This is a genomic window from Cellulomonas humilata, assembly GCF_013359775.1.
Classification (GTDB): Bacteria; Actinomycetota; Actinomycetes; order Actinomycetales; family Cellulomonadaceae; genus Cellulomonas; species Cellulomonas humilata.
Genome location: NZ_JABMCI010000069.1, coordinates 55915 through 69006 on the forward strand (window position 1 = coordinate 55915; position 13092 = coordinate 69006).

The following is a 13092-nucleotide window of genomic DNA, read 5'->3' on the forward strand; positions in this document are numbered from 1 at the left end:
GAGGTTTTCGCAGGTAGCGTCCTTCGAGAACGGCCACCGAAGGCCGTCCATCCATGTCAGGGAGCGACCACGGTGAGCCACAGCAGGAGCACGCGCAGGGCCCTGGTCGCGGGCGCCCTCGTCGCCACCCTGCTCGCCGCCGGAGCGTCGAGCGCCCTGGCCGACCCGACGCCACCGTCCGCGCAGGACGTCCAGCGGGCGCAGGGCGCGGTGAAGTCCGCGGAGCGCTCGGTCGCCTCGATGGAGGTCCGGCTCGCCCAGCTGAGCTCCGAGACCGACGCCGCCGAGCTCAAGGTGCAGCAGGCGGGTGAGGCCTACAACCGGGCCGTCGTCGACGCCGATGCCGCGCAGCAGGCCTCCGTCGATGCCGTCGCCCAGGCCGAGGACGCGTCCGGCAAGGCCGAGGACGCCCGCCGCCAGCTCGTCGCGATCGCCCGCGAGCTCGCGCGGTCCGGCGGCTCGAACGACCTGCTCCAGGCGCTCCTGTCGTCGGACGGGTTCCAGGACGTCGCCCGCCGGACCACCGCGCTGGACCGCATCAGCGGCAAGGCCGACGAGGCCGTCCAGGAGTACCGCGCGACGCAGCTGGTCGCGAACACCCTCGCCACGCTCGCCACCGAGGCCGCCGACGAGGCCAAGGCCGCCAAGGCCTCCGCCGCCGACGCCCTCGCCGCCGCCGAGCAGGCCCAGGACGACGCCACCACAGCCCTGACCGCCGCCGCCACCGAGCGCGACAGCCTCATCACCGCGCTCGCCGCCGCCCGCCAGACCAGCGCCGAGGTCGAGCGCGCCCGGCAGGACTTCGTCGACCAGCAGCGCCGCGACCGCGAGGAGGCCGCCGCCCGCGCCGCCGCCCTGCGTCCGGTCGTCGCACCCCCGGCCACGACGACGCGCCCCGCCACTGCGCCGGCGACGACCACCCCTCCGGCCGCCACCGCCCCGGCGGCCACCACACCGGCTGCCCCGGCTGCCGCGGCTCCTGCACCCGCCCCGGCTCCTGCACCCGCCCCGGCCCCTGCACCCGCCCCGGTCCCGGCTCCCGAGCCGGTCCCGGCCCCCGCTCCGACGCCCGCCAAGTACGGCCTCGGCACCGGCACGTCGCGCGGCTCGGCGGCCGGTGGCGCCGCGGCGCTGGCCTGGGCGCAGACCAAGACCGGCCTCCCGTACGTCTGGGGCGGCGTCGGACCCGACGGCTACGACTGCTCCGGCCTGTCGATGGGCGCCTGGCGCACGGCGGGGGTCAACCTCGCCCGCACCACGCGCGACCAGTACAAGCAGGTCCTCAAGATCAGCTACAACGACCTGCGCCCCGGCGACCTCGTCTTCTGGTCCACGGACGCCAACAACCCGGATGCGATCTACCACGTGGCCATCTGGGCCGGCGGCGGGCAGATCATGGAGGCCTCCAAGCCGGGCGACCCGCTGCGCACCACCAAGATGCGCTGGGGCAACACCATGCCCTTCGCCGGCCGCCCGTAGCGCACCCCGCGTCACCGCAACGTCCGCACTCGATCGGGCTGGAGCCCTCCCGAGTGCGGACGTTGTTGCGTTCCCCCGGGAGACGTCCGCACTCGTGGGTGCTCAGGGCCGTCGGAGTGCGGACGCTGTCATGCCGGGTGGCCGGGCGGTGAGGGAGTCCAGCCCGCGTGGCGCAGTGCGCGCTCCACGGCGTCCAGGTGGCGACGAGGATCGAGGCGGAGTCCGAGGCTGGGGATCCGCAGCACGGTGTCGCCCCCGAGTGCGATCTCGTTGTGCCGGAGGCTGTCGTCGATCCACCGGTCCGGCTGCAGGTGTCCGACTCCGTCCACCTCGACGACCACCCGCCACCGTCGCCACCGCACGTCGAGGTAGGAGCTGCCTCGCGCTGACGAGACCACGACCTGGCGATCAGGTTCGGGCAGGCCGCGTTCCCGGCAGTGCGCGGCGAAGTCGAGCTCGTTGAGCGAGTGGGCTCCGCCGGCGACGTCGACCAGCACGCTCCGGAGCAGTGAGCGTCTCCGATCGCGCTTCACCCTCTCGAGCACCGAGACGAGAGGGTCGATCGCCGTCAGTCGTTGCTGCACGGTCGCGACGAGCAGGAGGGTCGCCTCCCGGTCCGACCGCGCCCACAGAGCCGCCTGGACGGCCGCGACCTCAGGTCGTGCTCGCGGCACTCCCAAAATCGTCACGACGTCCTCGTCGCGCCAGCGTCGTGTCTCGTGCACGCGGACGCCTGGTGGCGGCGGGACCGGGTGCGACGACTTCGGGGCGGCGACGTGCACGAGGCCGTCGTCGGCGATTCCCGAGAGCCCGGCCGCGACCAACGCCGTCAGCCCGGCGATGGCGGCTCGAGGGCGGGTTCCGACTGCAGCCCGTGGGGCGCACTCCAGAACGGCCTGCCACCAGGCGACCGTGTCGGTCGGCCACGGCGGCGCGACCACGACCGTGTTCCTGCCGACGGATCGCCACCTGCCGGCGGCGAGCTCCGCTTCGAGCTGCGCTGCCGTGACCCCGAGGCCGCGGACCTGCGGCCGACTGAGCAGGCCGGCCTGCTCCGCGGCGTGAGCGGCGACTCGCTCACGGCGTTCCACACGAGGCTGACGATCCGTTGCCATGCCCCCACGTTCCTGGCGATCGCCCGACCGGCCGTGCAGCGCGACGACCACTGTGGGCGGTGGCCCCTCCGCAGCGTCCGGTGGGCGGCTCGGCAACGTCCGCACTCGCGAGGGTTGGAACGCACACGAGTGCGGACGTCACGCGGGGGAGAACAGCAACGTCCGCACTCCCGCGGGTTGGAACCTGCAGGAGTGCGGACGTTGCGGGTGGGGCGGTGGTTCGGCAGCCTCAGTGGCTGTAGTAGTTGGTGTCGATGGCGCGCTGGCGGCTGCGCTCGATCTCGGCTTCCGCCTCCGACCGGCCTACCCAGTGGGCGCCCTCGACCGACTTGCCGGGCTCCAGGTCCTTGTAGACCTCGAAGAAGTGCTGGATCTCGAGGCGGTGGAAGTCGGACACGTCATCGATGTCCTGGCGCCACGCGGCGCGCTGGTCGCCCGTCGGCACGCACAGCACCTTGTCGTCGCCGCCGGCCTCGTCGCGCATGCGGAACATGCCGAGCGCGCGGGCGCGGATCAGGCAGCCGGGGAACGTCGGCTCCTCGAGCAGCACCAGGGCGTCGAGCGGGTCGCCGTCCTCCCCGAGGGTGCCCTCGATGAACCCGTAGTCGTCGGGGTACCGGGTCGAGGTGAACAGCATCCGGTCGAGGCGGATGCGCCCCGTGGCGTGGTCCACCTCGTACTTGTTGCGCTGACCCTTGGGGATCTCGATCGTGACGTCGAACTCCACAGTGCTCCTCCGCCCCACGTCCGCGGCCGGCGGTCGCGACACTTGTCGTCATGCGGCGCGCCGGAGTGTCAGGGGCGCCCTTGTCTCGGACAGTAGTCTGACGCACCGCGGGACGGGGCGTCCCATCGGGGACTGAGCGGGGCGGGGTGACGATGACCACAGCGGCGAGAGTCGTCGGCACGGCCTTCCTCGTGCTGGTGCTGGCCGGCGGGGCGTACCTGACGGCGGACGCGTACGACGTGGTCCCGGGCATGGTCACGCTGGAGGACCCGCCGCCGGACCCGCTCCCGTTCCCCACCGCGCCGGGCGCGGTCGAGGCGGCGGACACCGTCACCGCGCTCGCCGACCTGGACCCGCAGGCGCCGGTCCCGGCGGCCGCGAGCGTGCAGGCGCTCGTCGACGGGCTCGTCGCGGACCCGCGCATGGGCCCGAGCGTCGGGGTGGTCGTCGCGGACCAGCTGACCGGCGACGTGCTGGGCGCCCACCTGCCGGAGGCCGGCCGCACCCCGGCGTCGACGGCGAAGCTGGTGACGGCCATCGCGGCGCTGAGCACCCTCGGTCCGGACGTGACCCTGCCGACGAGGGTCGTGCGCGGTGCGGGCAACAGCATCGTGCTGGTCGGCGGCGGCGACATGATGCTCGCGGCGGGCGCGGGCGACCCGACGGCGGTCGAGGGGCACGCGGGGCTGGCCGACCTGGCCGCGCAGGTGGCCAAGGTGCTCCAGCTCGAGGGCGCCACCACGGTGAGCCTCGGGTTCGACGACTCCCTGTTCTCCGGTCCGACGCTGAGCCCCACGTGGAACCCGGCGGACATCGCCGCGGGCTTCGTCGCCCCCGTCACGGCCCTGGCGGTCGACACCGCCAAGATCACGCCCGGCGAGTACCCGCCGCGCTACCCCGACCCGTCGCTCGCGGCGGCGAAGACGTTCGCGCAGCGGCTGACCGAGGCGGGGATCACGGTCGACGGCACGCCGCGCCGGTCGGAGACGCCGGGGGACGGGCGGGAGCTCGGCATCGTCCGGTCGGCCCCGCTGGACGGGATCGTGCACCACTTCCTCGACACGTCGGACAACACCATCACCGAGCTGGTCTCCCGGCTGGTTGCCATCGACGCGGGGCTGCCGGCGTCGTTCGAGGGCGGGACCACGGCGGTCCTGCACGCGGTGGCGGTGGCGGGGATCGACACCACCGACGCCCGGCTGTCCGACGCGTCCGGCCTCGGGTCGGGGTCGGTGCTGCCGCCCGACCTGCTGCTCGGGCTGCTGCGCCTGGCTACCGACCCCTCGCACGGTGTGCTGCGGGACGTCGCCACGGGCATGCCCATCGCCGGCCTGACCGGCACCCTGAGCGACCGGTACAGCCAGTCGACGGCCAAGGGGCTGGTCCGCGCGAAGACGGGCAGCCTGCCGCACGTGACGTCGCTGGCGGGGACGGTGCTGGACGCGGATGCGCGCCAGCTGGTGTTCGTCGTGATGGCGGACGCGACCCCCGACGGCGGTCAGTGGGGGCCGCGGGCGGCGATCGACTCCTTCGTCACCACGCTGTCCGGGTGCGGCTGCGGTTAGTTTGACCCGGTGGACACCCCCGAAGGACCGGTCGACTGGGACCTCGCCGCCCGCATCGCCGGACGGCTCGCCGCGCCGGGCCCGACGGCGGACCGTGCCGAGCTGACCGCGCTGGTCGACGAGCTGCGCGTTGCCGCCGCGCGGGCCGCGGTGCACGCCGCCGCGATCACGGGCCTGTCGGCCGCGGACGGGACCGCGCCCGAGCAGGTCTCGACGGTGCTCGTGGTGGACCGTCCGCGCTGGGCCCTGGCCAACGCCGAGGTGTTCGCTGCGATGACCGGTCCGCTGTCCGCGACGACGCCGTCCGCGGCGACGCGCTCGGCGGCCGCGGTGCAGGTGGGGGGCGTGCTCGCACTGCTGTCCGGCAAGGTGCTGGGCCAGTTCGACCCGTTCTCGTCGCGCGACGGCCGCGGGCGGCTGCTCCTGGTCGCCCCCAACGTGCTGCACCACGAGCGACGGCTGCGGGTGGACCCGTCCGACTTCCGGCTCTGGGTGGCCCTGCACGAGCAGACGCACGCCCTCCAGTTCGCCGCGGCGCCCTGGCTGGCGGACCACATGCGGAGCCGGGCGGCCGAGCTGATGACGGACCTGGTCGCCGACAAGTCGCTGGTGCCGCGTCTCGGCGAGCTGTTCCAGGCCGTCGCGCGGGCGGTGACCGGCGGTGCCGACGACGGCATCGGGGTGCTCGACCTGCTGTCCCCACGGCAGCGGGTGGTGTTCGAGGAGGTCGGCGCGGTGATGGCGCTGCTCGAGGGGCACGCGGACGTGGCGATGGACGAGGTGGGCCCCGGGGTGGTGCCGAGCGTCCGCAAGATCCGCAAGGCGTTCGAGGCCCGGCGCGACGAGGCGGCGAAGGCGCGGGGCGCCGACCGCGTGCTGCGCCGGCTGCTCGGGCTGGACACCAAGCTGGCGCAGTACCGCGACGGCGCCGCGTTCGTCCGGGCCGTGCGCAAGGACGTCGGCCTGGACGGCCTCAACGCGGTCTGGACGTCGGCCGACCGTCTGCCGCTCCCGCAGGAGATCTCCGACCCGCGCGCCTGGGTGCGACGGGTGCACGGATGAGTGGTCCCGCCCTCGCGGTGGCGCAGGTGCGGTCGGCGGTCGTCGCCGCGCTGGCCGACGTGCCGCCGGACGCGCTCGTCCTCGTCGCGTGCTCCGGCGGTCCGGACTCCCTCGCGCTCGCGGCGGGGGTCGCCTTCGTCGCCGCACGCCCGGCGACGACCTGGCGCGCGCAGGCGGTCGTCGTCGACCACGGGCTCCAGGACGGCTCCGCGCGGGTGGCCGACGAGGCGGCGCGGGCCTGCCGCGGGCTCGGGCTCGACGCCGTCGTGGTCCGCGTCGGGGTCGACGGCCCGGGCGAGGCACCCGCGCGCGCCGCCCGGTACGCAGCGCTGGAGCGGGCCGCCGACGAGCTCGGTGCCGCCGCGGTCCTGCTCGGCCACACGCTCGACGACCAGGCCGAGACCGTGCTGCTGGGACTGGCCCGGGGATCGGGGGCGCGCACTCTCGCGGGCATGGCGGACACCCGCGGACGGTTCCGGCGTCCGCTGCTGGGGCTGCGCCGCGCCGACACCCTCGCCGCGTGCGCCGCGCAGAACCTCACGCCCTGGCACGACCCCACCAACGACGGCGCCCACCCCGACGCGTCGCTGCGCAGCCGGGTCCGCAGCGAGGTGCTGCCCACCCTGGAACGCGTCCTCGGTCCGGGGGTCGCCGACGCGCTGGCGCGCACCGCGGCCCAGCTGCGCGACGACGCCGACCTGCTGGACGCGCTGGCCGCCGAGCTGCTGGCAGCGGCGTCGGCCGAGGATGGCCTCGACGTCGACGTGCTCGCCGCAGCACCCCCGGCCCTGCGCACGCGCGCGCTGCGGGCCGCCGCGATCGCCGCCGGGAGCCCCGCCGGCGCGCTCCTGCGGGTGCACGTGCTGGCGGTCGACGCGCTGGTCACGGACTGGCACGGGCAGGGTGCGGTGGCCCTGCCGGGCGGCGTCGCGGCCGGTCGGTCGTGTGGCAGGCTTGCCCTGGGTCCGGCCCCCGCCCCGCGGGAAGTGCCGGTACGGGCGGTGGATCAAGAGGAGTGACTTCGGTGGACCCTGCGGACATGGGCGACGACCTCGAGCGGGTTCTCCTCTCGGAGGAGCAGCTGCACCAGAGGCTCGACGAGATCGCGGCGCAGATCGACGCCGACTACGCGGGCAAGGACCTGCTCCTCGTGGGCGTCCTCAAGGGCGCGGTCATGGTGATGGCGGACCTCGCCCGGCGGCTGCACTCGACCGTGCAGATGGACTGGATGGCGGTCTCGTCGTACGGGTCGGGCACCAAGTCGTCCGGCGTCGTGCGGATCCTCAAGGACCTCGACGCGGACCTGACCGGCCGGCACGTGCTCATCGTCGAGGACATCATCGACTCGGGCCTGACGCTCTCGTGGCTGCTGTCCAACCTGCGCTCCCGGGGGCCGGCGACGGTCGAGATCGCGACGATGCTGCGCAAGCCCGAGGCGTCCAAGGTCGACGTCGACGTGCGTTACGTGGGCTTCGACATCCCCAACGAGTTCGTCGTCGGCTACGGCCTGGACTACGCCGAGAAGTACCGGAACCTGCCGTTCGTCGGGACGCTGGCTCCGCACGTGTACGGCGCCTGACCCGTCAGACGGCCTAGTGCGCCCTCGGTGAACACGGTCGGTCCCGCCCAGGTTCCCCGTGTAACTTCGAGGCCACCTGTCCCGCGAGCGGAGGTTGAGGGGCTCTGCCCCGATCGCCCATGAACGTCAAGCGACTAGCCCGTGGCCCCATCGTGTGGGTCGTCATCGCCGTGATCCTGCTGTACATCGGCGCGTCCACGCTCGCGGCCCCGCGCATCAGCAAGATCGACACGTCGGACGGCCTGTCGCTCATCGCGGACGGCAAGGTCGAGCAGGCGAAGATCACCGAGGGCGTCCAGCGCGTCGACCTGACCCTCACGGAGGACTTCACCAAGGGCGAGGACAACCTCGGCAAGCTGGTCCAGTTCAACTACGTCGTCCCGCAGGGCGAGTCGGTGGTCGACGCCATCGCCGACGCGAAGATGGACAAGGGCTACACCTCGATCGTCCCGCAGACGGCGTGGTGGGCCAGCATCCTCAGCTTCGTCCTGCCGCTGATCATCATCCTGGCCATCTTCTGGTTCCTCATGTCGAACATGCAGGGCGGCGGCTCGCGCGTCATGAGCTTCGGCAAGTCGAAGGCCAAGCTGGTCAACAAGGAGTCCCCGCAGGTCACGTTCTCGGACGTCGCGGGTGTCGACGAGGCGGTCGAGGAGCTCCAGGAGATCAAGGAGTTCCTCGCCGAGCCGGCCAAGTTCCAGGCCGTCGGCGCCAAGATCCCCAAGGGCGTCCTGCTGTACGGCCCTCCCGGTACCGGCAAGACCCTGCTGGCCCGCGCGGTCGCCGGCGAGGCGGGCGTGCCGTTCTACTCGATCTCCGGCTCGGACTTCGTCGAGATGTTCGTCGGCGTCGGCGCCAGCCGCGTCCGTGACCTGTTCAACCAGGCCAAGGAGAACGCCCCGGCGATCATCTTCATCGACGAGATCGACGCCGTCGGGCGCCACCGCGGCGCCGGCATGGGTGGCGGGCACGACGAGCGCGAGCAGACGCTGAACCAGATGCTCGTCGAGATGGACGGGTTCGACGTCAACGCGAACGTCATCCTCATCGCGGCCACCAACCGGCCCGACATCCTCGACCCCGCGCTGCTGCGCCCCGGTCGCTTCGACCGCCAGGTCGCCGTGGACCCGCCCGACCTCAAGGGCCGCGAGCGGATCCTCGCCGTGCACTCGCAGGGCAAGCCCATGGCGCCGCACGTGGACCTGAACGTGGTCGCGCGCCGCACCCCCGGGTTCACCGGCGCCGACCTGGCCAACGTGCTGAACGAGGCCGCCCTGCTCACCGCCCGCACGGGCCAGCAGACCATCACGGACCACACGCTCGACGAGGCCATCGACCGCGTCATCGCGGGTCCGCAGAAGCGCACGCGGATCATGAACTCCAAGGAGATCAAGATCACCGCGTACCACGAGGGCGGCCACGCCATCGTCGCGGCGGCGCTCCGGTACACGGACCCGGTCACCAAGGTGACGATCCTGCCGCGCGGCCGCGCGCTCGGGTACACGATGGTCATGCCGACCGAGGACAAGTACTCGACCACCCGCAACGAGCTGCTCGACACGCTGGCCTACGCCATGGGCGGCCGCGTCGCCGAGGAGCTCGTGTTCCACGACCCGACCACGGGTGCCAGCAACGACATCGAGAAGGCGTCGGCGACGGCCCGCAAGATGGTCACGCAGTTCGGCATGAGTGCCAGGCTCGGCGCGATCCAGCTCGGCCAGGCCTCCGGCGAGGTGTTCATGGGCCGCGACATGGGCCACGGGCGGGACTACTCGGAGGACATCGCGGCGTCGATCGACCTCGAGGTGCGCTCCCTGATCGAGCGGGCGCACGACGAGGCCTGGGAGATCCTGGTCGAGTACCGCGACGTCCTCGACGCGCTCGTGCTGGAGCTCCTGGAGAAGGAGACGCTCAACCAGGAGCAGCTGGCCACGATCTTCGCGCCGATCACCAAGCGGGAGCCGCGCCAGGTGTGGCTGTCCAGCGACCAGCGCGCGGTCTCGGACCGGCCGCCGGTGATGACCCCCGCCGAGAAGGCCGCCCAGAACGGGCACCCGATCATCCCCGAGGACGAGGCCGCCGCCGCCTTCGGGCACCCGAAGGAGCAGGTCATCGAGGTCCCGCCGGCGCAGACGCCGGACGTGTAGGGGCGACGATGGCCGAGATGCGGACGTCGGACATCGGCCCGGTGACGTTCACCGGCAAGGCAGTCGGCGAGTACGACCAGGACCGGGTCGAGGCGGCCGTCCGTGAGCTGCTCCTCGCGGTGGGGGAGAACCCCGACCGCGAGGGTCTGCGGGAGACGCCGGCGCGGGTGGCACGGGCGTACCGGGAGATCTTCGCGGGCCTGTACCAGGAACCCGGCGACGTGCTGACCACCACCTTCGACATCGGTCACGAGGAGATGGTGCTGGTCAAGGACATCGAGGTGTACTCCACCTGCGAGCACCACCTCGTGCCCTTCCACGGCGTCGCGCACGTCGGCTACATCCCCGGCACGGACGGCCGCATCACGGGCCTGAGCAAGCTCGCCCGGCTGGTCGACGTGTACGCGCGCCGCCCGCAGGTGCAGGAGCGGCTCACCTCGCAGATCGCCGACGCGCTCGTCGCGGAGCTCACGCCGCGCGGGGTGCTCGTCGTGGTCGAGTGCGAGCACCTGTGCATGTCGATGCGCGGCGTCCGCAAGCCCGGGTCACGCACCGTGACCTCGGCGGTGCGCGGGCAGATGCGCGACGTCGCCACCCGCGCGGAGGCCATGAGCCTCGTGCTCGGCCGCTGACACCCGGCAGACCCTAGGCTCACCCCGTGACAGGCCCAGGCTCCTCCGCCCGTCCGGCACCGCTGCCGGCACGGTTGCACGACCTCGGACGGACCCTCGTGATGGGCGTCGTCAACGTCACCCCGGACTCGTTCTCCGACGGCGGCCGGTGGTTCACGCCGGGCGCCGCGGTGGCGCACGGTCTGGAGCTGCTGGAGCAGGGGGCGGACCTGCTGGACGTCGGCGGCGAGTCCACCCGGCCGGGGTCGCGCCGCGTGGCCGTCGAGGACGAGCTGGCCCGGGTGCTGCCGGTGGTCGAGGAGCTGGTGGACCGGGGCGCGACGGTGAGCGTGGACACCACCCGAGCGGTGGTCGCCCGCGCGGCCGTCGAGCGCGGCGCCGTCGTCGTCAACGACGTCTCGGGCGGGCTGGCCGACGACGACATGTACTCCGTGGTGGCCGCGACGGGGGTCGTGTACGTCGCCATGCACTGGCGCGGCCATGCGGACGTGATGGATGACCACGACGACTACGACGACGTGGTGACGGACGTGCGCCGCGAGCTCGCCGCCCGTGTGGACGCGCTGCGCGCCGCGGGGGTGCACGACGACCAGGTGGTGCTCGACCCCGGCCTGGGCTTCGCGAAGGCGGGCGCCAGCAACTGGCCGCTGCTGGCGCGGCTGCCCGAGCTGGTGGCCGACGGCTTCCCGGTGCTGGTCGGAGCGAGCCGCAAGCGCTTCCTCGGGCACCTGCTGGCCGGCCCCGACGCGGAGCCGGCCCCGCCGCTCGCGCGGGACCGTGCCACGGCGGCGGTGACCGCGCTGGCCGCGGCCGCAGGAGCCTGGTGCGTCCGGGTGCACGAGGTGGCAGGCTCGGCCGACGCCGTGCGGGTGGCGGCGGCCTGGCAGGGTGCGACGGGCACGGCGACGGGTACGGCGACCGGCACCGTCGCCGGGACTGGAGCAGGCGACGACGAGCTGGCCGTCGACGAGGACGCGAGAACCGGAGGGAGCACGCGGTGACCACGAACGACGAGAGCCGACCGGACGCGCTGGACGCCAGCGGGCGCCGGCTCGACCAGATCAGGCTGACGGGCATCACGGCGCTCGGGTACCACGGCGTGTTCGAGCACGAGCGGCGCGAGGGGCAGACGTTCGTCGCGGACGTCGTCGTGCACCTGGACACCCGGCGTGCGGCGGCGCGCGACGACCTCGCGCACACCCTGGACTACGGCGCGCTGGCGCAGCAGGTGGCGGCCGTGCTGTCGGGTGAGCCGGTCGACCTGATCGAGACGGTGGCCGAGCGCATCGCGGCGACGGTCCTCGCGTCCGGCATCGTGCAGGCCGTGGATGTCGCCGTGCACAAGCCCCACGCGCCGATCCAGGTGCCGTTCGGGGACGTGGTCGTCGCCATCCACCGCGACCGCACCAAGCTCCCTGCCGCCGAGCCGTACGTCCCGCGACCGACGGCGGCGGAGCCCGCCTCCCGTCCGGTGCCGACGGCCACCGCGTCGTTCCCGGTCACCCCCGCCCCCGGTGCCCCGACGGTCGTGCCGGCCGCGCTCTCCGCCGCAGCGTGGGGGGAGTCCGTCGCGCCCGCACCCGGCGGGCTGTCGGTCGAGGGCCCCGACACCCCCTCGACGGAGCTCGAGACCGTGCCCGCCGGCGGCGTCGTCGTCGACGGCGAGATCGTCACGGACGCCCTCGACCGGGCCCCCGACGGCCCGGTGGAGATCGTCCTCGCGCTCGGCGCGAACCTCGGGCCTGCGCAGGAGACCCTGCGCGATGCCGTCAGCGACCTGGCCGGCACGCCGGGCGTGGAGGTGGTGGAGGTCTCCGCCCTCGCGCGGACCTCGGCGGTGGGCGGCCCCGAGCAGGCCGACTACCTCAACGCCGTCGTCCTGGGCACCACGACGCTGGCGCCGCGCGAGCTGCTTCGGGCGACGCAGGCGATCGAGCAGGCCCACGGGCGCGAGCGGCAGGAGCGCTGGGGTCCGCGCACCCTGGACATCGACATCGTCGTGTACGGCTCCGTGCTGGCCGTGACCGACGACCTCGAGCTGCCGCACCCGCGGGCGCACGAGCGCGCGTTCGTGCTCCAACCCTGGGCGCAGGTGGCCCCGCACGCGGTGCTGCCGGGTCTGGGCGGCGGACCGGTGGGGGCGCTGGCCGCGACCGCACCGGACCGCGACGGGGTGCGCTGGCTGGCGCTGGACTGGCTGACCGCGCCGATCCCGGCGGTGGGCAGCGACACCGCCGCCGTGCCGGCCGGCCCGCGTGCCCACCACCCGGGCCCGGAGGTCCTGGACGCGTGATGCACCGCACCCGCTGGAAGACCCTCCTGCTGATCGCCGCGACGGGGTCCGCGGTCACCTGGATCGTGCTGCGCGCGATCTCCGGGCGCGGCGGGATGCTGCCGTCGGTGCCGGGGCTCGTGGTCGCCGTCGAGGTGCTCATCGCCGCGGTGGTGTTCTCCATGGGCTGGGCCGTGCGGCAGTTCCTGCGCGGCAAGCGGCCGACGCTGGACCCCATCCGCGCCGCCCGGACGGCCGTGCTGGCCAAGGCGTCGTGCTACACGGGCGCCCTCCTGGCCGGCTGGTACGGCGGGCAGGTGCTGACGCTGGTCGGCGACCTGAGCGTGCCGGGCAACGGTGGCCGCGCCGTCGCCGCCGGGGTCGCCGCGGGCGGAGCGGTGGTGCTCGCGGTGGTCGGTCTCGTCGTCGAGTGGTTCTGCCGGGTGCCCCCGCCCGAGGAAGGGGCCGAGGCGGCGCGCGAGCATCCCGCACCGGACCCGAGTGCCACCTGACC

The 13092-nt window shown here is 73.9% G+C and carries 12 protein-coding genes; 10 read left to right on the forward strand and 2 right to left on the reverse strand.

Going from position 1 to position 13092, the window contains the following annotated elements:
- Positions 1 to 72: 72 nt before the first annotated feature.
- Complete coding sequence (locus HP550_RS16420; protein WP_343048224.1) at positions 73 to 1479, forward strand: C40 family peptidase; 1407 nt, start codon at positions 73 to 75, stop codon at positions 1477 to 1479.
- Positions 1480 to 1607: 128 nt separating this feature from the next.
- Here the strand turns inward: HP550_RS16420 and HP550_RS16425 are convergent, their stop codons facing one another.
- Positions 1608 to 2420, reverse strand: coding sequence for a hypothetical protein (locus tag HP550_RS16425; protein WP_210768208.1), 813 nt, complete (start codon positions 2418 to 2420; stop codon positions 1608 to 1610).
- A gap of 403 nt (positions 2421 to 2823) precedes the next feature.
- Entirely contained in the window at positions 2824 to 3321 is a 498-nt protein-coding gene (locus HP550_RS16430) for an inorganic diphosphatase (protein ID WP_056085756.1), read from the reverse strand.
- Between the two features lie 152 nt (positions 3322 to 3473).
- Between HP550_RS16430 and dacB the strand changes: the two genes are divergently transcribed.
- The 9 genes from dacB (at position 3474) to HP550_RS16475 (ending at position 13090) form a co-directional block, all read left to right on the forward strand.
- Complete coding sequence (gene dacB, locus HP550_RS16435; protein ID WP_175348885.1) at positions 3474 to 4886, forward strand: D-alanyl-D-alanine carboxypeptidase/D-alanyl-D-alanine endopeptidase; 1413 nt, start codon at positions 3474 to 3476, stop codon at positions 4884 to 4886.
- A 9-nt stretch (positions 4887 to 4895) separates the two neighbouring features.
- Complete coding sequence (locus HP550_RS16440; RefSeq protein WP_175348766.1) at positions 4896 to 5948, forward strand: zinc-dependent metalloprotease; 1053 nt, start codon at positions 4896 to 4898, stop codon at positions 5946 to 5948.
- The gene (tilS, locus tag HP550_RS16445; RefSeq protein ID WP_175348767.1) at positions 5945 to 6967 is read left to right on the forward strand and encodes a tRNA lysidine(34) synthetase TilS; all 1023 of its coding nucleotides are present in this window, start codon (positions 5945 to 5947) and stop codon (positions 6965 to 6967) included. The genes HP550_RS16440 and tilS overlap by 4 nt, the downstream gene beginning before the upstream one ends.
- 5 nt (positions 6968 to 6972) lie before the next feature.
- Positions 6973 to 7527: a hypoxanthine phosphoribosyltransferase gene (gene hpt / locus HP550_RS16450; RefSeq protein ID WP_056085754.1), complete on the forward strand. Its 555-nt coding sequence runs from the start codon at positions 6973 to 6975 to the stop codon at positions 7525 to 7527.
- Between the two features lie 119 nt (positions 7528 to 7646).
- Positions 7647 to 9674: an ATP-dependent zinc metalloprotease FtsH gene (gene ftsH / locus HP550_RS16455; RefSeq protein WP_175348768.1), complete on the forward strand. Its 2028-nt coding sequence runs from the start codon at positions 7647 to 7649 to the stop codon at positions 9672 to 9674.
- Between the two features lie 17 nt (positions 9675 to 9691).
- On the forward strand, positions 9692 to 10306 hold the full coding sequence (gene folE, locus HP550_RS16460; RefSeq protein ID WP_246280964.1) for a GTP cyclohydrolase I FolE: 615 nt from the start codon (positions 9692 to 9694) through the stop codon (positions 10304 to 10306).
- Positions 10307 to 10407: 101 nt separating this feature from the next.
- A complete protein-coding gene (gene folP, locus HP550_RS16465) occupies positions 10408 to 11307 on the forward strand; it encodes a dihydropteroate synthase (protein WP_175348886.1) in 900 nt (299 codons plus the stop codon).
- Positions 11304 to 12599 (forward strand): 2-amino-4-hydroxy-6-hydroxymethyldihydropteridine diphosphokinase, encoded by a 1296-nt coding sequence (folK, locus tag HP550_RS16470; RefSeq protein ID WP_175348770.1) that lies wholly within the window; start codon positions 11304 to 11306, stop codon positions 12597 to 12599. Before folP ends, folK begins: the two co-directional genes overlap by 4 nt.
- Complete coding sequence (locus HP550_RS16475) at positions 12599 to 13090, forward strand: DUF3180 domain-containing protein (RefSeq protein WP_175348887.1); 492 nt, start codon at positions 12599 to 12601, stop codon at positions 13088 to 13090. The genes folK and HP550_RS16475 overlap by 1 nt, the downstream gene beginning before the upstream one ends.
- The last annotated feature ends 2 nt before the right edge of the window (positions 13091 to 13092 follow it).